The sequence below is a fragment of the Ferruginibacter sp. genome, assembly GCF_049840995.1.
Lineage (GTDB): Bacteria > Bacteroidota > Bacteroidia > Chitinophagales > Chitinophagaceae > Ferruginibacter.
On the sequence record NZ_JASGIP010000006.1, the window covers coordinates 713,588 to 735,047 of the forward strand.

Genomic DNA, 21,460 nt, shown 5'->3' on the forward strand with positions numbered 1-21,460 from the left:
TTTGTTATGCCAATAAGAATGGTTGATGACCAGGATAACCAGGATGATTATAACCCGCAGAATGACAACTCCGGCAGTGGAGGTGGTGGTTTTAACACCGGCGGTGGTGGCGGTGGCGGATTAATGAGTTTTTTACCCCTGATATTCTCTTTGTTTGGCGGAGGAGGTGGTGGTAAAAAGATCATACTCCTGCTGGTGATCGCTGCTGCAGCATTTTTTTTAATGCGCAATGGTTCCTGCTCCGGTGGCAGTGGTGGTTTATCAGACGTGATCGCAAAATTTGCTACGGGAGGTAAACTGGATCCCAATCAATTTAAAAAAGCCAGCGTATACGAAGGTTTAAGTGATGATGATGCCAAGAACCCGCTTCCCGAAGCAGTTTCACTGGCACGTTATGCACCCGACCGCGGCGACCAGGGTCACCAGGGCAGTTGCGTGGCATGGAGCAGCGCTTATGCGGCCCGTACTATTTTACAAAGTGTGAGTACACACCAGGATCCCAATGCAATTAAATACAGCCCTTCTTTCCTGTACAATAATATCGGCCTGGATGGTTGCGAAGGTTCTTACATCATCCGTGCAATGGAATTCATGCAGCAAAAGGGCGCTGTGCCTTTAGCACAATTTCCTTACAACGATCAAAGCTGCAGCGACCAGGGGCAATCATTGATGGGGCTTGCAGCCAGCAATAAGATACATGGCTTTAACCGCTTAACAGATGATGATGGCGTAAGTGTGTTGAACTTCCGCGCTATTAAAGAACACCTGGCAAAAGATGCACCGGTGGTGATCGGTATGATGGTGGGCGGCAGTTTTATGCAGGATATGATGGGACAAAAAGTATGGCACCCCACTCAGGATGATTATACCATGCAGGGCTTTGGTGGCCATGCCATGTGTGTAATAGGTTATGATGACCGTGTGGAAGGCGGCGCTTTCCAGATCATGAACAGCTGGGGACCTAAATGGGGAGATAACGGTATCGGCTATGTGCGGTACAGCGATTTCAGGAGGTTTGTGCGGGAAGCTTATGGTGTTGATCCATTACCCAAAAGCGGTGCTGCGTTGAATGTGGATTTTGAATGCAACATTGGGTTAGTGAACAATACCACCAAACAATATATTCCTTTACGTGCAGGCAGCGGTAATGTATTTACAACTACAAGCCCAATAACCAAAGGCACCCGCTTTAAACTGGAATTGAAAAATGCGCTGGAATGTTATGCCTATATTTTCGGGCAGGAAACAGACGGCAGCAGTTATGTACTGTTTCCTTATAAACCCATTCATTCGCCTTATTTTGGTGTAACAGGTTACCGTTTGTTCCCCCGTAAAGAATCGATGATGGCAGACAGCATCGGCAATAAAGATTTTATGGCGATAGTGGTAAGTAAACAACCATTGGATTATACAGCATTGAATACCGCCATTAGTAAAAGCACACAAGCTACTTATGCCGGTAAATTGAATGAAGCCATCAGCAGCATGGCCATCAGTAACGTAAAGTTCAGCAACAACAGTTCGGGCAATATTTATTTTAAAGCCGATGCATCCGAACAGAAAACCGTGGTGGGATGCGTGGTTGAAATTGACAAGCAGTAAAACCTCGTAAAGCTTAGAAGAGGGATTAAATTATGGAGGAGATTAGATGTATATAAACCTTATTAAATGAATTACATTAAAAAAATATTTTTTTCAGTGTTGGTGATGTTTGCAACAATTACCGTGTTGGCACAGGAAAAAAAATTATACGATCCCACTGCCGATGCAGAAAAAGATATTGCAGCAGCAGTAAAAAAAGCGAAAGCAGAAAACAAATATGTACTGCTGCAGGGTGGTGGCAACTGGTGCAGTTGGTGTATTGAATTTGCAAGATTTGCCAAAGCTGATAAAAAGAATCGACTCGGTAATGAACAGCGCCTTTATATGGTACCATTTAAACTGGAGCAAGGAGAATGAGAACAAAAAGATCTTTGCAAAATATGGCTATGCACAACGTTTCGGTTTTCCTGTATTCATTATTTTAGATGGTAATGGCAACCGCATCCATACGCAAAACAGCGAATACCTGGAAGACGGCAAAAAAAGTTACGACCATAATAAAGTACAGGCCTTTTTAGAAATGTGGAGCCCGAATGCGCTGAACCCCAAAATGTATGGGGAATAAGATTGTAGATTTTAGATTGGCGATTTTAGATTTATAAGTATTTCACGAATTGAAGCCAATCGGCAATCTAAAATCTAAAATTCAAATTAAATGGCCTTGCATTTATAAATTATGTTTCGATCTAAACAAAATCCGAAATCGCCAATCTAAAATCTAAAATAAAAACCAAATAACCTGGCATTTATAAAACACATTACAAACCAAAAAAAATCTGCAATCGGCAATCTAAAATCTAAAATAAAATGCCTGCCGCTAACAAATTTCTTCAACTCATCAACAACCGTTTCAAGTTCGCACTATACGCATTCCTCAAAGTGCCCAGTGCGTTCTTTGCCGGCGTGCGGGTGCGTTTTGCAGATGAAGATAAATGTGTTGTTACGGTTCCTTACAAATGGTTCAGCCAAAATCCTTTTAAGAGCACTTATTTTGCCTGCCTCAGCATGGCTGCCGAAATGAGCACCGGCACACTTTGCCTGGCGCATATTTATAAAAGAACACCGGCGATAAGCATGCTGGTGGTGAATATCAGCGGTACTTTTATTAAAAAAGCAGTGGGCCGCACCACGTTTACCTGCAGCGATGGCCCCGCCATTAAACAAATAATTGAAGCCGCCATTGCCAGCGGCGAAGGAAAGACCATCACCACCAAAAGCACCGGTGTAAACAATGCCGGCGAAGTAGTGGCAGAGTTTTTGGTGACCTGGAGTTTTAAAGCAAAACGTGTTGCTTAATGAACCTCTCAATTCCTTTGAATACGGTTTTGATAATTTTGTGTTTTGCTGTTTTTTTTATTGTTTTCTTTTTTTATACGCAAAAAATATACAACAGTTACTTAAAACAATTCCTGGTTATTACAATTGTCCTTTCCCTTGCATTTATAACCTGTTCGCTATTGTTACTGCAAAAACAGTTTTTTTCTTCCGCCTGTTATAGCAGCATCTTTGCTATATATGCTGCGCTTTTAAAAACACTGCAAGTGTATTATAAAAAACTCAACGCATTTTTCATCCATAAAAAAATGGTAGCAGAAAAATATATCAATAAAGATTTTACGTTTGTGGCTTGGGGCGACTGGGACATTTTTTGGGATAAAAAAAGGGCTGTTGCTCCTTCATGGTTGGATGAACTATTATCTTTCCTTTTGGGGATCTTACCCATATTGCTTGTTGCCCTCTTCTATTCACTTATTACCGCTTTTTCAGAATAGGCTATCTGTCCTTCAATTTTCCTAACTTGCACCCTCAAAGTTCAATAACCCGGCAAATTGGGATAAAAGTATCAGCCGCACAATACGAAAGCTTGATGAATCATCACTGCTTTTTATTGATCACGAACGATGAACCATTAACCATGTTTTATGCAAAAAGATGAATTACGCAAACAACAGGCCCTGGAATATCATGCTAAAGGCAGGCCTGGAAAAATAGAAGTTGTACCTACCAAGGAAGCCAAAACACAAAGAGATCTTTCCTTAGCATATTCCCCCGGCGTTGCTTCCCCCTGTTTAGAGATCGCCGCCAATCCCGAAGATGTATATAAATACACCGCCAAAGGCAATTTAGTAGGTGTTATCAGCAATGGTACAGCTGTACTCGGTTTGGGCAACATTGGTCCCGAAGCCGGCAAGCCGGTGATGGAAGGTAAAGGGGTATTGTTTAAAATATTTGCCGATATCGATGTATTTGATATCGAGATCAACGAAACCGATCCCGAAAAATTTGTGCAGATTGTACAGGCATTGGAACCAACATTCGGCGGTATCAATTTAGAAGATATCAAAGCGCCGGAGTGTTTTTATATTGAGCAGGAATTAAAAAAACGCTGCAAGATCCCCATCATGCACGATGATCAGCATGGTACGGCCATCATCAGCGCGGCTGCCCTGCTGAATGCATTGGATCTGCAGAAAAAGAAAATTGAAAAAGTACGTTTTGTTGTGAATGGCGCCGGTGCGGCTGCGATGGCCTGCATTAAATTATACGTTTCATTAGGCGCCAAGCCCGAACATTTTATGATGTTCGACCGGAAAGGTATTTTATACAAAGGCCGTCCCGATGTGGAAGAACAGAAGCTGGAATTTTGCGTGGATGAAAAATACAAGGACTATGACCTGGCCAAAGCCTTTAAAGATTCGGATGTATTTATTGGTTTAAGCGCCGGTAATACCGTAAGCCCCGAAATGGTGAAGAGCATGGCAAAAAATCCTATTGTATTTGCCATGGCCAATCCCGATCCTGAAATTTCTTACGAAGCGGCCACTGCTGCCCGTAAGGATATCATTATGGCCACCGGCCGCAGCGATTATCCCAACCAGGTGAATAATGTACTGGGTTTCCCTTATATCTTCCGCGGTGCGCTGGATGTACGTGCCACTACCATCAACGAAGCCATGAAACTGGCCGCCGTAAAGGCTTTGGCCGAACTGACAAAAGCACCCGTACCCGATATTGTGAACCTGGCGTATAACGAAAAGACCATTTCATTCGGTCCTGACTATATCATCCCTAAACCGGTTGACCCCAGGTTGTTATCCACCGTAGCTCCTGCTGTTGCAAAAGCGGCTATGGAAAGCGGCGTGGCAAAATATCCTATTAATAACTGGGAGGAATATGAACTGCAGCTGAATAAAAGGCTGGGACTGGATAACCAGTTGAGCCGTGTAATTGGCAATAAAGCAAGAAAAGATCCTAAACGGGTGGTATTTGCGGATGCTGAAAATCCCAAGGTATTAAAAGTGGCGCAACTGGTGCAGGAAGAAGGTGTGGGCTACCCGATATTACTGGGCGATGAAACAAGGATAAAGAAACTGGCACTGGATAATGCGGTGGATATTGAAGGCATGCCCATCATCAATCCTAAAGATGATGCGTATGAAGAATGGCGCAAAAAAATGGGCGATATCTTTTTTGAAAAACGCCAGCGCCGCGGTATGAACAAATATGAAGCCTACAAGGCGATGAAGGACCGCAATTATTTCGGTTGCATGCTGGTGGAAACAGGCGATGCAGATTGTATGATCAGCGGTTTAAGCAGGAATTATCCTGATACCATTAAACCCGCCTTGCAGGTGATCGGCACCGAAGATGGTGTAAAAAAGATCGCCGGCATGTATATCATGTTCACCAAGCGGGGACCTTTATTTTTGGCCGATACCACTATCAACTTCAACCCCACCGCCGAAGAACTGGCGGAGATAACCCTGCTGGTAGCCAAAGAGGTAAGGCAGTTCAATATCACACCCCGTGTGGCCATGCTCTCCTACTCCAACTTTGGCAGCAGCGATGGCGAAGAAGCACACCTGGTACGTAAGGCAAGGGAGATCGTAAAAGAAAAAGACCCTACGCTTATCTGTGATGGCGAGGTGCAGGGTATACTCGCTTTTAATAAAGAGATATTAAAGGAAAATTATCCGTTTACCGAACTGGTGAATGGGGAAACCAATACCCTTATTTTCCCCAACCTGTCAGCCGGTAATATTGCTTATAATTTATTGCAGGAAGTAGGCGGGGCGGACTCTATAGGGCCTGTTCTGTTAGGCCTCAAAAAACCGGTACACGTATTGCAACTGGGTAGTTCAATAAGGTCTATATTCAACATGGTATTGATAGCAGTAGTGGATGCACAGTTGAAATGTAAGACCACCGATACACAGGATGCAGTTACAAAAAGCAAATGGTGGAAGAGGTTCAAGAAAACCAGCCACGACATGTAATTTTGGATTTCGGATTTTAGATTTTAGATTTGCCTGAACCATCAAAGCATTTTGGGCGACAGAATCTAAATAATCAATCTGAAATCTGAAATCGCCAATCTAAATTCAGTATGACTTTTTTCACCCATTTCGGCCGTTACTTACTGATGTTAAAGGGCATGATCAGCAAGCCCGAGAACATGAAGATGTACTGGAAAGAATTCATGCACCAGTGCGTGGAAATAGGCATTGGCGCCCTCGGCATCGTGGTCATCATTTCTGTTTTTATGGGTGCGGTAAGTGCTGTGCAAACAGCTTACCAGCTGGTAAGCCCTATCATCCCTAAATCCACTATTGCACAAATTGTACGCGACACCGTTATACTGGAGTTTGCTCCTACCTTGGTTTGTATCGTACTGGCCGGTGTTATCGGCAGTAAAATTGCCAGCGAACTGGGTAATATGCGGGTAAGCGAACAGATCGATGCGCTGGAAATAATGGGTATCAATACCAGGGCATACCTGATCATGCCAAAGATAGCCGCAGCATTGATCACTATTCCATTGCTCGTTATTCTTGCAATGGCTTTAGGCATCTGGGGAGGCAGGCTGGCGGGTACGGCTTCGGGTATACTTTCTACTGATACCTACGACCGTGGTTTGATAGAAAATTTTATGCCCTTCAACGTACGGTTTGCAATGTATAAGGCCATTACTTTTGCCTTTATCATCAGCAGCATTCCTGCGTATTATGGATATTATGTAAAGGGCGGCGCTTTGGAGATCGGTCGCAGCAGCACGAAGAGTGTGGTGGTAAGTTGTGTGATGATATTGTTTGCCGATTATATTTTGGCAGCGTTGTTCCTGTAGCCCCCTCCGCCCCCTAAAGGGGGAACTTGGGGCTCACGAATATGTAGTAACTTGTATTAAATAAAACACTCTCAACCGGCAGAGTATAAAAGCCCCTTTAGGGGTTGGGGTATGATCGAATTTAAGAATATAAAAAAATCCTTCGGCGATAAAGTGGTATTGAATGATGTGAGTCATACAATGCAGACCGGTATGTGCAACCTTATTATCGGCACCAGTGGTAGTGGTAAAACGGTGCTGCAAAAATGCCTGGTAGGATTGTTTGAGCCGGATGAAGGAGAAATTATTTATGATGGCGTAAGCTTTACAGATATGACCGAGGAGCACCGCAAAGAACTGCGCCAGCAGATCGGGATGCTGTTCCAGGGCAGCGCTTTATTTGACAGTATGACGGTGGAACAGAACGTGATGTTTCCTTTAGACATGTTCTCCGGCATGAGTACCAGCGAAAAACATAAACGGGTAGACGAAGTACTGGCCAGGGTGAACCTGGTGGATGCCCATAAAAAATACCCTGCCGAGATCAGTGGTGGTATGAAAAAAAGGGTAGGTATTGCAAGGGCCATTGTGCTCAATCCGAAATACTTATTCTGCGATGAACCCAATTCCGGGCTGGATCCGCAGACCAGCATGGTGATCGACAAACTCATTTACGAGATCACCAAGGAATTCAACATGACCACGGTGATCAACACACACGATATGAACAGTGTGATGGAGATCGGCGAGAACATCCTCTACATGTACCAGGGCCAGAAGGAATGGGCGGGTAATAACAAGGAAATTATTTTCTCTAAAAATGAACGCCTGAACAGTTTCATTTTTGCTTCTGAATTTTTGCAGGATGCAAAAGATATGCGTATGCTGGAAGCAAAAGGAAAAATTGATAATGACAGGAATATGGATGAGTTGCTGAAGTAAGAAGCTGCACGGCTAAGCTTTAATAGTCGTGTGTTTTTTACCTCTTTTCGCGACAGATTTTACCGGCACCCTACCGGTTTTCTTATAATCAGCAATGATAGCGCTGATCATTTTTTTGTCTGCCGGAGTTAATGATGAAGGCCCTACTACCAAATCAACTCCTTTAGGTTCTCTTATTAGTCCCATAATTTATTTTTCAAAGTATTTTATCATTATGCTTAATGAAGCATACTGAATACTTCCGTGGTATCACGATTATCCCAAAACACTGTGTCATTTTTTATTACACCCATTTTCGGAAGCTTTATATCATTACCGTAATTTGACTCCAGTATCCTGATAGTATCTCCCTATTTTGAAAATGCCCCATAATAAAGTTTCGAGGACATTCCCTCTCCCTCAATCAACCTGAATTTCTTATTCTCTTTAAATTCAAACCTCCGTATTGTATTGGCGTTGGAATGGCCGGAGACCATCAACAATAAATCAGCCTCATCAGTCAATGCACGTTGTATAAGTGGTATGCCGATGATGATACAAAATAAGGCTGCAATTGCAGTCATCATAAATTCCTTTAGCTTTTTACTGGTAAAATAATAGTGTTGTTCAATAAGAAAAGCAATGATGCCTAAAGCAACGAGGATGTAAAACACATAATAATCCATCCAGTCGTCCATAAAAGTTATTACATGCCGGTCATAGGTGGTTTTAATTGCAACAGCACCAAAAAAAATTATCAGTACCAGTATTGTAATCCTTATTATTTTCTTCACAAAGCTTTTTTTGTAAAAATAGGGGCGTTTATCGCAGCTTTACTCATTTACAATCATACCTGGTTACTTTTTCATAGTATGAAGCTTTTTGTTGTCGCTCATAATCTTCGAAACCTTTCTTGCTTGCTACTGCTTGAGGGAAATATTTTTTTACCTCTTTGATCATATCATTATAATCCTTCCGTGAAACAGATTTTAAATGAAACCTGTTATCTATATTTTCATACACCAACCTGTTATTGGCCTTATAAGTTATTCCATTATTGACCATTGAATCGGTTGTGAGCATCAGGTCGTTTTTATTCATTTTCCATTTGCCGTAAAATATTCGTGAAGAATCGAAACCATTTGTGGCCATAGAATAAGTAGCATTGCAATTCAATTTTAACGTAACAGCGTATAGCGAGCTATCAGGCATCGCCTGGGTCATTTTATATTCACCTGCAAATGACGACTGGCCTTTAACCGTTGTAAGGAGGGCTGCAAAAAACAAAGAGGTTATCAATATTCTCATATAATTAGATTGGGCGATTACCAGGTAGTTAAATTTAAACACCCCTTTCTAAAATCCACTTTTATAAAAGCCAAATTGATGCTAAAATGCTGAACGGAGCGTCGCCAATGCCGCTCCATCAAGGCTGTAAAGCCCGTTTCAAAATATCCTTTCTATAATAACCCGTCTGCCCTATCTTTGCGCCACATTTTTAACCAAATTAACTCTTGATCGAACCATGTCAGTTCTCGTTAACAAAAGCTCCAAAGTAATTGTGCAGGGTTTTACCGGTACAGAAGGCACTTTTCATGCCACTCAAATGATCGAATACGGCACCAATCTGGTGGGCGGTGTTACCCCGGGCAAGGGCGGCAGCAGCCACCTGGATAAGCCGGTTTTTAATACAGTAGCCGATGCGGTTAAGACCACCGGAGCTGATGTGAGCATCATTTTTGTACCCCCGGCATTTGCAGCCGATGCCATTATGGAAGCAGCAGAAGCCGGTATTGCCCTGGTGGTTTGTATCACCGAAGGCATTCCCGTACAGGATATGGTAAAGGTTAAAAATTATTTACAGGGCAAAACCACCCGCCTGATAGGCCCTAACTGCCCCGGCGTTATTACCGCCGAAGAGTGCAAAGTGGGCATTATGCCGGGCTTTATCTTTAAAAAAGGCAGGATCGGTATCGTATCCAAATCTGGTACTTTGACCTACGAAGCGGCTGACCAGGTGGCCAAGGCCGGACTGGGCATTTCAACCGCTATCGGTATTGGCGGCGACCCCATCATTGGTACCACCACTAAAGAAGCCGTGGAATTGTTTATGAACGACCCTGAAACGGATGCCATTGTAATGATCGGCGAAATTGGCGGCGGTATGGAAGCGGAAGCCGCGAATTATATTAAAAGCACGGGTAACAAAAAACCGGTGGTAGGCTTTATTGCCGGGCAAACAGCGCCTCCGGGCCGCCGTATGGGCCACGCAGGTGCAATTGTAGGTGGTGCCGACGATACAGCTGCTGCTAAAATGAAGATCATGGCAGAATGCGGTATCCATGTAGTGGCAAGCCCGGCTGATATTGGTAAAACAATGGCAGCTGCTGTAAAGAAATAATAAAATAACGACCCGGTTCGCCGGTGTAAAAAATAAAAGCCTCCCCAATCGGGGAGGTCTTTTTTATGTAGCATCCAAAGGGAAATCGCTTAATGATGTCCGTCGTTATCCCATCTCCTGTCCTTATCCCTCCAGTCGTCGTTACGGCCATAGCCACTATTCTGGAAAATTGGCTTTTCGCCAATATTTACCCTGCCGTTGTTTCCGATACTGATCGATGTTTCAACACCGGGTTTAAAGAACAGGGTAGAGCAATATATCTCTCTCTGTTTTTGTTTACCCCAAAAGCTATTCCTGCTTTCGTAAACAGTGATACTGTGTTTACCGGGTGCCAGCGATGCAATGTTGATGAAGTTATCAAACCTGCGATTGCTGTTGCTGCCGTTCAGTTCGTACAGCATGTTGTCAACCATTACGGTTAAACGCTTTTCGGTGTAAGCGCTCAATACCAAAGCGCTGCTGCGGTAGCTGGCTATCCGTTCGCCATATCTTGGGCCACGGTCGCCATTCTGCATTTGTGCAAAGCCAGATGAAACAATTGCCATCACGGCTAAGAAAGTAAAGATTCTTTTCATTGTAGTAAAATTTTAAAGTGATAAATACATGCGCAGATTTTATTTTTTGCCTGCTTGACCTGTATTATTCAAACGCTGTGCCGCATGCCAAAAAACGGCTTAAGAAAACGTTAAAGAAAAAACCCGCTTTTATTTATGAAAAAAAACCACACTCTACATCAGTTAGTGTAATTCTCACAATTCGTGCAATTAGTATAATTCGTGTTCTTAATATTGTATATTGTAATTAAAATAAGTTCCTATGTTTCTTAAAAAAATATTGCTGGTCATCCTTACCGGTATCACATTCACCACTATGGCACAAACTAATAATGAATATTTAAAGAACTGGAACCAGGTTGCTTTCCTGGAAGAGAAAGGGCTTACAAAATCTGCTTTGAAAGAAGTGATCGCCATTTATAACCTGGCGGTAAAAGATAATAATGATGCACAGCAGATAAAAAGCTGTATGTACCAGGTCAAATACCGCAATACTTTGGAAGAAGATGGTGACGAGAGCAATATTTTCTTTGTGGACACTTTGATAGCTAAAGCAAAATCGCCGGCAAAGAATATTTTACAAAGCATGCAGGCCGAAATGTTCTGGTATTACCTGCAACATGAACGCTGGCAATTTTACGACCGCACAGCGTTCAAAGAAGAAAAAAGCAAAGATATCAGCACCTGGAGCATTGATAAGCTGAACAATACCATCGCAAAACTCTACAAAGCTTCTTTAAAAAATGAAACGCTTTTAAAAACCACCAAACTGGATGCATTTTTACCAATAATAGTTAAAGGCGAAAATACAGATCAGTTACTGCCTACATTATATGATTTTCTTGCACATCGTGCTTTAGCTTATTTTAAAACAGGCGAAGACCAGGTAACCAAACCAGCTTACGAATTTAAAATAAACGATCCCATAGCATTTGCACCGGCCGCTGAATTTGTAAATGCTTCTTTTAAAACAGCGGATACTGCATCGCTGCAGTATAATACCTTGCTGATATTGCAGGATGTTTTAAAATTTCATTTAAACGATACAAAGGCTGATGCATTGCTTGATGCTGACCTTCTACGACTGAATTTTGTATATAATTATACTGTACTTGATGACAAAGAAAAACGTTATGAAGAAGCTTTGAAAGATATAGAAACGAGGTTTCAGGATAATCCTTTGGTAGCGCAGGCTGTTTATTCAAGAGCCCTTATCTATTATCGCCGTGGCGAACAATACGAAGCCAACACAAGGCCAATCCACCAATATGAATTAAAAAGGGCGAAAGAATTATGTGATGCAGCGATAAAAAAATTTCCGAAAAGTGAAGGTGCCATCAATTGCAGGAATCTTGTTGCTTTAATAACAAAACCTTCTTTAAGTATCGGAACGGAAGAGGTAAATACGATCAACGATCCATTCCGTTCGCTGGTAAGGTACAAGAATATCTCTAAAGTTTATTTCCGCATTATAAAGACATCAACTGATGAACTTAAAAATTTAGATCGCAGTAACTACGAAAAGATGTGGTCAGGCTTTGTAGCGCTGAAACCATTTAAAAGCTGGAGTTCCACTTTGCCTGACCTGAACGATTTTCAGCAACATAGTACTGAAGTAAAGGTAGATGGACTGGGTGGCGGCATTTACTTACTGCTTGCAAGCATAGAAGAAAATTTTGCACTCGCAAAGAACATTATCACCAGCCAGGTGATTTATGTAAGCAATATCAGTTACATCCGCAACAGCAACAATGAATATTATGTACTGCACCGCGATAATGGTCAACCAATCGCTAATGCACAGGTACAGGTATGGGACAGGAACTACAGCTCCCAAAGCAGCAGGTGGGACAAAGAAAAAGCAGAAAAATACAGCACAGATAAGAACGGGATGTTTAAAATGAGGCTTAGCAGTAGTTACAGGAATTTTTCATTACAGGTAAGTTATAATAACGATGAATTATTTTTAGATGATACAGATGGTTATAATGTTTATAACGATTACGAAGCGCCAAAAACCACGCCTCGTATATTTTTATTTACAGACCGCAGCATTTACCGCCCCGGGCAAACAATGTATTTTAAAGGCATTGCTGTAAAACCCGAGAAAGATGCCGGCAAAAGCGCTGTGATACCCGGGTATAAAACAAAGATCGTTTTACGCAATGCCAATGATGAAAAAACAGCTGAACTATCCGTTACAGGTAATGACTTCGGCAGTTTTAAAGGATCGTTTAAATTGCCCGAAGGAGTATTGAATGGTAACTTCAGCCTCTTCGATTCTGTTACCAATAGTTATGCATACTTCAGTGTGGAAGAATACAAACGGCCGAAATTTTTTACCGAGATAGAAAAACCGAAAGGCACCTACCGGCTGAATGACAGTATAAAAATTACTGGTACTGCAAAAGCATACGCCGGTAATAATATTGATGACGCCAAAGTAAAATACCGGGTGGTACGTAAAGTGCGTTACCCCATCTGGTGGCAATGGGGTTATATCTCCAGCAGGGGCCGTAGTAAATCTTTTTACACTGGCAACGATCAAACAGAAATTACCAATGGCGAAGTTACAACCGATAGCAAAGGTGGCTTCACTATTACCTTTAAAGCATTACCTGACGAAAGTGTGAGCAAAGAAAGCCAACCCGTTTTTAATTACGAGGTCAGTGCAGATGTTACAGACATCAATGGCGAAACAAGAAGCGGCAGCACATCTGTTGCTGTTGCTTACCAAATGCTGCAACTGAATATTGATATGGCTGAAAAAATAACGGCTGACAGTCTGAAAAAACTACAGATCAGCAGCACTAACCTGAATGATATTTTTGAAAAAGCCAGCGTTCATGTTACCATCACACAATTAAGATCGCCGGGAAAAATTTACCGCGAGCGCTACTGGGATATGCCCGACCAGTTTGTGATGAGTAAAGATGAATTCTCCTCTTATTTTCCCTATGATATTTATAAAGATGAAGACAAAAAGAGCAGCTGGCCTTTAGGTGATAAAGTAGTTGAAGCTACCGATAGCACTTCCGAAAATTCGATATTCAATATTCCCCGTTCATCATTCACCGCAGGCTGGTACAAGATCGTTGCAGCCACGAAAGATAAATATGGTGAGACAGTAAAGGCAGAAAAATATGTACAGCTCATCGATAGTAAGCAACAGGCCGGCAGCGGGGAGGCAATTACGATCGATGCACGAAAGCAATCCTATCAACCGGGAGAAAATATTGAATACAACGTATCAACAGGATTTGATAATGTATGGATGATACATACTATGAGTACGGTCAATCAAAATCCGGGTATATCTTATCATACGGTTCAAAAAAATATGCCGCAGCATTTTTCTTATGTAGTTACAGAAGACAGGCGTGGCGGCATGGCTGTAAATTATGTTTTTGTACAGCATAACAGGGTGTATAAGGAAGAGCAGGAATTCAGTATTCCCTGGAGCAATAAAGAGTTGAATATTGCTTACAGTACTTTCCGGGATAAATTATTGCCTGGCGCCAATGAAAAATGGACAGTAAAGATCACCGGTAATAAAGGCGAAAAAGTAGCAGCAGAAATGCTGGCCGGTATGTACGATGCCTCACTCGACCAGTTTAAACAACATAGCTGGAGCAGGATCAATATCTGGCCCTATTATTTTAATACCCTCAATTGGATTGAAAAAGGTTTTACACAAGTGTATGCTGAAACCTATAATAAAATGGAAACATACAACCCGGGGATATTTAAAAAAACCTATGATAAGCTGGCTTATTTTGGTGGTGTAGCTTACGGGGATTATGATTGGGATTACTTTGTTAGCAGAAATTTTCAGCACGACCTGAATCCCGATGCACGGTACAATGGCGGATTTGATTTTGCTGCACCTGCTTCAATGGCATTGCAGGGCAAGGTAGCTGGATTGAATGTTGGCAATAGTGAAAATAACAGGAAGATGAAAGTTCCAAAACCGGCAGCACCAAACCTTGAAGTGGTTACTACAGCAGTTCCTTTTTTAAGAGTAGGAGGAGATGCACAAAGTGGCTCACAAAACAACGACGCCGTACAGGTGCGCAAGAACTTCAACGAAACCGCTTTCTTCTTCCCCGACCTGAGAACAGATGCGGAAGGCAATGTAAGTTTTGAATTTACTATTCCGGAAGCATTGACCAAATGGAAACTGATGACCCTGGCGCATACCAAAGACCTGGCCAGCGGTTACAGCGAAGCTACCACCATCACCCAAAAACCATTGATGGTGCAACCCAATGCGCCGCGTTTTTTACGCGAAGGTGATGCCATGGAATTCACTGCTAAAATTGTGAACCTGGGTGATAGTGAAGTTACCGGCACTGCACAACTGGAGTTATTAGATGCTGCCACCAACAAACCGGTGGACGGCTGGTTCAAGAATGTTTTTCCTACGCAATATTTTACAGCTGCGGCCGGGCAAAGCACCGTTGTAAAATTCCCGATGGAGGTGCCGTTCAATTTCAACAGCGCCATGAGCTACCGCATTGTGGCTAAAACAAACAATGCCAGCGATGGCGAGGAAATGGCCTTGCCTGTATTAACCAACCGCATGCTGGTAACAGAATCCATGCCGCTGAATATGCGCAAACAAACCAGTAAAACTTTTACATTCGATAAACTGATCAACAGCGAAAAAAGTTCGACTATAAAAAATCACGCACTAACGGTGGAGTATACCAGCAATCCTGCCTGGTATGCGGTGCAGGCACTCCCCTATTTAATGGAATATCCTTACGAATGTGCCGAGCAAACCTTTAACCGTTACTATGCTAACGTACTGGCCACTTACATCAGTAACAGCACGCCCAAAATAAAAGCGGTGTTTGAAAAATGGAAGACCGTGGATACAGCTGCATTATTATCGAACCTGCAGAAGAATGAAGAACTGAAATCAGTATTGCTGCAGGAAACACCCTGGGTGCTGGAAGCAAAGAATGAGCAACAGCAAAAGAAAAATATCGCGTTGCTGTTCGACATGGTAAAAATGAGCAGCGAGACCAGCAAGGCATTCAATGCATTAAAGGATATGCAAGGTAACGATGGTGGTTTTGTTTGGTTCAAAGGCGGTCCTGATAACCGGTATATCACGCAATACATCATTACCGGTATTGGCCATTTAAGAAAATTAAAAGCACTGGGTGGTGATGCGTATCAAAAACTAAAACCAGTTGTAGACAGGGGTATTGCTTATCTCGACCAAAAAATAAAAGAGGATTTTGATAACCTGGTACGTTATAAGGCAAAGTTGTCCAATAACAATCTTAGCGATATACAGGTGCAATACCTGTACCTGCGCAGCTTTTTCCCGGAATACAAAATCCAGGATCCATTCCTTACTGCCTATAATTATTACCGTGGTCAATCACAAAAATTCTGGTTGAAGCAAAGTAAATATACACAGGCTATGATCGCATTGAGCTTATACCGTACCAAAGACGAGGTTACACCAAAAGCCATTATTAAATCACTGAAAGAAAATGCGATCATAAAAGAAGAAATGGGCATGTACTGGAAAGAATGGACCACTGGCGGGTATTACTGGTACCAGGCACCTATCGAAAGCCAGGCCATGATGATAGAAGCATTTACAGATATTGATAAGAACAATGCTACGATTGACGACCTGAAAACATGGTTGTTGAAACAAAAACAAACGCAGAACTGGAAGACCACCAAGGCCACAGCTGAAGCATGCTATGCATTATTACTGAATGGCAGCAACTGGTTGAGTGAAGAAAAAGAAGTAACGATACAATTGGGTAATACCACCGTAAAAAGTACCGATGCCGCAACCGAAGCCGGCACCGGTTATTTCAAAAAAACCATCGAAGCCGACAAAATAAAACCGGCAATGGGAAACATAGTAGTAACCACAAATTCTAAAAGTGCTTCACAAGTCCCCCTCCAGGGGGATTTAGGGGGTTGGGGCTCCGTCTACTGGCAATACTTCGAAGACCTCGATAAGATCACGCCATCCGAAACACCGTTGAAATTAAAGAAGCAATTGTTTGTAGAAAGAAATACCGATAAAGGCCCGGTGCTGGAAGCGCTGTCTGATGGCGCTGTATTAAAAGTAGGTGATAAAGTAAAAGTGCGTATTGTATTAAAAGTGGATCGTGATATGGAATATGTACACATGAAAGATATGCGGGCGGCCTGCATGGAACCGGTAAATGTATTGAGCGAATACAAATACCAGGGCGGACTCGGTTATTACGAAAGCACCAAAGATGCCAGTACCAATTTCTTTTTTGGATGGCTGAACCGCGGCACCTATGTTTTTGAGTATCCTTTATTTGTTACACATACAGGCAATTTCAGCAATGGTATTACCAGTATACAATGTATGTATGCACCGGAGTTTACCAGTCATAGTGAAGGTACCAGGGTAAACGTAGAATGATGGGTTATGAATGATGAGTTATGAATTTTGCTGATTGTTTTTGTATTTTTAACTCATAACTCATCATTCATAATTTATAACTGCTCATGTCTTCCAACCAAAACTATTCCATTCCATTAAAGTTCCGTAAAATGGAAAACCTCCATATCGTATTCTGGCTGTTCAAAGATATCAGCTGGTGCATGGTATGGCGGCCGCTGGGTATCATCATGATCATTCCCACACTCGTGATCGCTATCTGGATCGCTTTTAAAAACAAAAAGTTCATAAGCGAAGTGTGCCACAATTTTGCCATCGTATTCTGGATAAGCGCCAACAGCTTCTGGATGATCAGTGAGTTTTTTAAGTTTGATGAAAAGATATTATTGTTTGGATTGACCGGCAAGCAAAGCGCCATGATACCATTCTGTATCGGCCTGCTTTTTCTCATCTATTATTATTGCATCTGGCGCCCACGGCATAAAGATGCCGTGGAGACCATGTAATGCTTATACACTGCAATAATTATTGCAGCTTATTATTTAAACGCAATGAACTTCTGTTCTGCCTTTACGATCTTTTCAAAAAAGCTTTTAAAGGCAGGATATTCATCTGCAGTAAGGTTTTGCCTGTTGCAGGAATAGGTTCTTACCACCGTTAATTTATCCGGCGCTTTTAAAGTATACTTAATACTGAATTTCATATCGCGGAAACCAAATGATTCACTCTGCGGCAGCTCAACAAATTTTTTACCTGCAGGTGCCGTGATCGTAACAGTTGTTTCATAAGCATCCGCATCTTCGTACGACCAGTACTCAACAGGATAGGAACGGGTATCAGAAGAAAAATTATCCAGTGAAGCCACCACATCGGGGTACACCATTTTAAAGGTCTTCAATGTTCCTATTTCGGATACTTCATCCTTTACACGATAATTATATTCATACACCACCGAATCATTCAGTTTATCGAGGTCGTAAAACTGAACTTTCGAAAGTTTTACATTATTCTTATAAGATCCGGCGATCACTTTTTCCAGTTCTGTTACCTGCTTTTCATTTTCCAGCGATCCGTAGTTACTTCTGGTACTTGATGATTGCCGTCCGTATTTAATGGTCTTTTCGGCAATATTCAGATTATCACCATCGGTCTTGATATCCATAAAACGTTTCACCATATCCTTTGTCCTGTTCTCCGCTTTCAGCAATTTCAGTTCTGCATTGCTGGTAACCGACCTGTAAGGTATCTCCAGTATGATGGCGCTGTTAAGATCGTTGGGTATACTTGCAAAAGGCAGGTAGTTATCCGTCAGTTCTATATAATAAGGTTTATTGTCCAGTGTTGTTTTTACAATACAGTGATTGAATTCAATACCCGGCAGAATGATATCTTTCTGCCCATTGTCCCTTGTATCCACCAGCACCATCTGCGCCTTGATACCGGCCATTTGTGCCAGTGTAACAAACAGGCTCGAAAGATCTTTACAATCACCCAGCCTGGTGGTCAACGTTACCGAAGCACGCTGTGGTACATAATTACTCTGCCTGAAGGAAACAGAACTGTACCTGATATTGGACTCAATGTAATTGTATATCTTCTTTGCTTTTGCAAATTCATTGAGTTTGCTGTCAGCATCAGTAAATATTTTTTTATACACTTTCTGTACCTCAAAATCCTCGTCGGCTTTATTATTGGTGATATCACTGTACCAGTTGGCAATTTCGCTCCAGTTGGTCAAAGTGGTTATATGCAGTACACTGCCCACATCCGAAGTAACGGGCATCAGCTGTTCACTTTTCAGCGGCTGTATCTTTGACTGGCTCCAGCTGTATTTTTTAAAATTCTCCACCTCTGTTACCACTGGTTTGATATCCGAATTAAAGAACTCGTATTTAATAGCCTGGTTGGCTGGTACCAGTATATTATAACTGGTCAACCCCGAATAAATATGGCTGGTAAAATAGAACTTATCCCAGAACTCTTTGGCAAACCTGCCATACGCAAAGGTTTGAAGCCTGTATTTAAAAACGATCACATCTCCCGCTTCCAGGTTGGTGAACACAATTTCGTTGCCGCTGCGTTCCCCGTCTATCTTGGCGCCATTCTTTTTTACCACTTCCGATTTATCGATCAACAGGTCCTGGTTATTATTATAGCCGATAGATGATTCTTTATAAGCATCCACTCCTTTTTCATTTACGATCTTAATGACGAGGGTGCAATATTCTTCTGTTGCACCACCGGGGTATAAAAGCGCATTCTTTTCATTCAGTATATAATAATACCCATAGTCCGTATTTTTTACATCCGCAGGATTATCTGCTGCAATATATTTATACGGGTCCGTTTCGGGAAACAGTTTATACAGTTCCGACTTACCATCCAGTTTGCGCACTTTATTGATCAGGTTGTACTGGTTGGGATCGTATTTAAGCGAATTCACATAAGCGTCCATTGCTCCCTTGGTATTCTTTTTTTCGTTTTCAATATCCCCCAGTTCTTCCAGGTAATTTTCGTTATAGGGAGAAAGCGCCAATGCTTTCTGAACAGCTTCTTTTGCATTATCATAATCTTTTACCCCGTAATAATATCTCGACAGGTTATAAAACCCTCCCGGGTCATAAGGAAAATAATTGGCCAGCTTCTGCCTTATTTCCAAAGCCTTTTTGGTATTACCGGATTCCGACAGTGCATCTGCATAATCGGTATAAGCGCTGTAATCGTAATTGGTCTTAAAAAAATCGTCGTATACTTTTAATGCTGCCTTCTGATCCTTGTATACTTCTTTTTTAATAGCATACATCATTTTAAGCAGTTTGGAATTGCCGGGATATTTTTCAAACATCCTTTCGGCATCCTTTACCATCTGGTCAAATTTCTTTTCCTTCACCAGCAGTAAAAGCGAATAGCTGGCTGTATTCTCATCTTCGCCAAACAGTTCAATTCTTTTTTTCAGTACTTCAGCCACATCCTCGTATTTTTCACTTTCCAAAAGTTCCTTGATCTTCAGTTCCAGCACTACAAGGCTTTCAGGATCTGCTTTCTTTATTTCTTCCGTTTCTTCCAGCATCGAAGTGCGGTTATTTTCTTTTATAAGTACTTCCAGTAATTTCATACGCAACAGCGAATTACCCGGGCTCTTTGAAAGCGCCTTTGTGATCAGCTCCCTTGCCTCTTTTACTTTTTTACTGCGCATATACGTATCTGTTAGCAACAGGTAGTTCACCAGGTTATCAGGCTCCGCTGCTATCTTTTCTAAAAAGAACACTTCTGCAAAATGCGGTATGGCAGTATATTTTTGTGGATTGGTAACTTTTGGATAAGGAGCGTATACAGCCGATCCCTTTATATCGGGCAACGGGTGATAACGGGCATCCGTAAAGCGCAGGTTAAAGTTGGGATAGTCCAGCCTTGAAAAGCCCAGCTGTACCAGCACCCGGTTAGTACCTTTTTTTAAATTGGCTTTTACAGTGTACGTATCCAGTTCGGTAACCCTTTCATTGGGTTCGCTGATCACCAGCTCATCATTGATCCATACTTTGATAGAGCCGCTCACACCCACATTACAAAACACCGTTTGATCGGAAGGAGATGTAACAAAATTCTGTGCATACACCACGGCTGTACCCCTGTTGAACTGGTAAATGGCCGGCGTCCAGCCATCTTTGATCTCGTAGGCAGGAGTAAACCATTTAACATCGGCATTGGAGAGTGATTTAAATACAGCATCCGGTCCGGGATTTTCCAGCGGTCCATAACTTTTAAAGAAACCGCTTTCAGAAAGATTCTCGAAAGGTCCTACATATTGCCAGTTCTGTATATTGTTGATACCGCTGTAATAATTATTCGCTTTATTGATCTCGTTGGAATAGATATAGTGCATGCCCATCTGGTAGTCGGCGCCGGCCAGTAATGTACCGGGTGCTTTATCATCCGACAGTAATTTATTCAGCAGTTCCAGCTGAAAAGGTTTCTTTTTGCTGTAGCTCCCCGCAACAGCATCATTGAACCAAAGCGAATAAATATAAGGATAGGCATTTTCGTACTTATTGTAAAAATCATTGGTAAAGCTGGTGGGGCTGATCTTTGAATCATAAAAATCAAGATACAGGTTGGTGATATAGGCATCCTGGCTGCTCTTGCTATCCTTCATGGCATCGGCCAATAAGGTTCTTGCCGTGGCCCGGTCATTTTTTCCAAGAGCGGCCCAGGCGGCCTCATATTTAGATGTTTGTGCAAAAGAAATACAGCTGATTGCTGTAAAAAGGGTGATCAGTAAGAGTTTCATCGAGCTGGTTTTAGTAGATGCAAAATAAGTTTTTCTGTTAATACCATAAAATCAGGACGATAACTAAACGGAATTTTAGTGGTTGATAGTATCCATTGCAGGCAGGAACGCCTTATATTAAAGTTTTTAAGCCCCTTGTTAAATTTGTATATTTGCCGCTCAATTTTATAAATTA

The 21,460-nt window shown here is 42.0% G+C and carries 16 protein-coding genes; 11 read left to right on the plus strand and 5 right to left on the minus strand.

The annotated features are described in order from the left end of the window. Nucleotides 1–6: 6 nt before the first annotated feature. From QM738_RS18175 to QM738_RS18210, 8 genes are all read left to right on the plus strand, one after another. Nucleotides 7–1,602, plus strand: a complete 1,596-nt coding sequence (locus tag QM738_RS18175; protein WP_462278155.1) for a C1 family peptidase — start codon at nucleotides 7–9, stop codon at nucleotides 1,600–1,602. Between the two features lie 66 nt (nucleotides 1,603–1,668). Continuing rightward, a complete protein-coding gene (locus QM738_RS18180; protein ID WP_462278156.1) occupies nucleotides 1,669–1,959 on the plus strand; it encodes a hypothetical protein in 291 nt (96 codons plus the stop codon). Continuing rightward, nucleotides 1,910–2,167, plus strand: a complete 258-nt coding sequence (locus QM738_RS18185) for a hypothetical protein (protein WP_462278157.1) — start codon at nucleotides 1,910–1,912, stop codon at nucleotides 2,165–2,167. The genes QM738_RS18180 and QM738_RS18185 overlap by 50 nt, the downstream gene beginning before the upstream one ends. Nucleotides 2,168–2,409: 242 nt before the next feature. Beyond that, on the plus strand, nucleotides 2,410–2,898 hold the full coding sequence (locus tag QM738_RS18190; protein ID WP_462278158.1) for a PaaI family thioesterase: 489 nt from the start codon (nucleotides 2,410–2,412) through the stop codon (nucleotides 2,896–2,898). Between the two features lie 287 nt (nucleotides 2,899–3,185). Further along, complete coding sequence (locus QM738_RS18195) at nucleotides 3,186–3,374, plus strand: hypothetical protein (protein WP_462278159.1); 189 nt, start codon at nucleotides 3,186–3,188, stop codon at nucleotides 3,372–3,374. Between the two features lie 150 nt (nucleotides 3,375–3,524). Further along, on the plus strand, nucleotides 3,525–5,879 hold the full coding sequence (locus QM738_RS18200; protein ID WP_462278160.1) for an NADP-dependent malic enzyme: 2,355 nt from the start codon (nucleotides 3,525–3,527) through the stop codon (nucleotides 5,877–5,879). Between the two features lie 110 nt (nucleotides 5,880–5,989). Beyond that, the gene (locus QM738_RS18205; protein ID WP_462278161.1) at nucleotides 5,990–6,727 is read left to right on the plus strand and encodes an MlaE family ABC transporter permease; all 738 of its coding nucleotides are present in this window, start codon (nucleotides 5,990–5,992) and stop codon (nucleotides 6,725–6,727) included. 111 nt (nucleotides 6,728–6,838) lie between these two features. Continuing rightward, nucleotides 6,839–7,648: an ABC transporter ATP-binding protein gene (locus tag QM738_RS18210; protein WP_462278162.1), complete on the plus strand. Its 810-nt coding sequence runs from the start codon at nucleotides 6,839–6,841 to the stop codon at nucleotides 7,646–7,648. Nucleotides 7,649–7,660: 12 nt separating this feature from the next. Here the strand turns inward: QM738_RS18210 and QM738_RS18215 are convergent, their stop codons facing one another. The 3 genes from QM738_RS18215 to QM738_RS18225 all read right to left on the minus strand — a co-directional run bounded on the left by QM738_RS18215 (nucleotide 7,661) and on the right by QM738_RS18225 (nucleotide 8,935). Then, entirely contained in the window at nucleotides 7,661–7,834 is a 174-nt protein-coding gene (locus QM738_RS18215; RefSeq protein ID WP_462278163.1) for a hypothetical protein, read from the minus strand. A gap of 164 nt (nucleotides 7,835–7,998) precedes the next feature. Further along, on the minus strand, nucleotides 7,999–8,421 hold the full coding sequence (locus tag QM738_RS18220; RefSeq protein WP_462278164.1) for a hypothetical protein: 423 nt from the start codon (nucleotides 8,419–8,421) through the stop codon (nucleotides 7,999–8,001). Nucleotides 8,422–8,464: 43 nt separating this feature from the next. Further along, nucleotides 8,465–8,935: a hypothetical protein gene (locus QM738_RS18225; protein ID WP_462278165.1), complete on the minus strand. Its 471-nt coding sequence runs from the start codon at nucleotides 8,933–8,935 to the stop codon at nucleotides 8,465–8,467. 217 nt (nucleotides 8,936–9,152) lie between these two features. On the opposite strand from QM738_RS18225, the gene sucD reads away from it, so the two are divergent. Then, nucleotides 9,153–10,028 (plus strand): succinate--CoA ligase subunit alpha, encoded by an 876-nt coding sequence (gene sucD, locus QM738_RS18230; protein WP_462278166.1) that lies wholly within the window; start codon nucleotides 9,153–9,155, stop codon nucleotides 10,026–10,028. Between the two features lie 89 nt (nucleotides 10,029–10,117). Here the strand turns inward: sucD and QM738_RS18235 are convergent, their stop codons facing one another. Continuing rightward, a complete protein-coding gene (locus QM738_RS18235) occupies nucleotides 10,118–10,603 on the minus strand; it encodes a hypothetical protein (RefSeq protein ID WP_462278167.1) in 486 nt (161 codons plus the stop codon). Between the two features lie 241 nt (nucleotides 10,604–10,844). On the opposite strand from QM738_RS18235, the gene QM738_RS18240 reads away from it, so the two are divergent. Next, a complete protein-coding gene (locus tag QM738_RS18240) occupies nucleotides 10,845–17,018 on the plus strand; it encodes an alpha-2-macroglobulin family protein (RefSeq protein ID WP_462278168.1) in 6,174 nt (2,057 codons plus the stop codon). Nucleotides 17,019–17,104: 86 nt separating this feature from the next. Next, the gene (locus tag QM738_RS18245) at nucleotides 17,105–17,503 is read left to right on the plus strand and encodes a hypothetical protein (protein ID WP_462278169.1); all 399 of its coding nucleotides are present in this window, start codon (nucleotides 17,105–17,107) and stop codon (nucleotides 17,501–17,503) included. A 32-nt stretch (nucleotides 17,504–17,535) separates the two neighbouring features. Here QM738_RS18245 and QM738_RS18250 read toward each other — a convergent pair whose 3' ends face one another. Then, nucleotides 17,536–21,285 (minus strand): DUF3857 domain-containing protein, encoded by a 3,750-nt coding sequence (locus QM738_RS18250; protein WP_462278170.1) that lies wholly within the window; start codon nucleotides 21,283–21,285, stop codon nucleotides 17,536–17,538. Nucleotides 21,286–21,460: the final 175 nt, after the last annotated feature.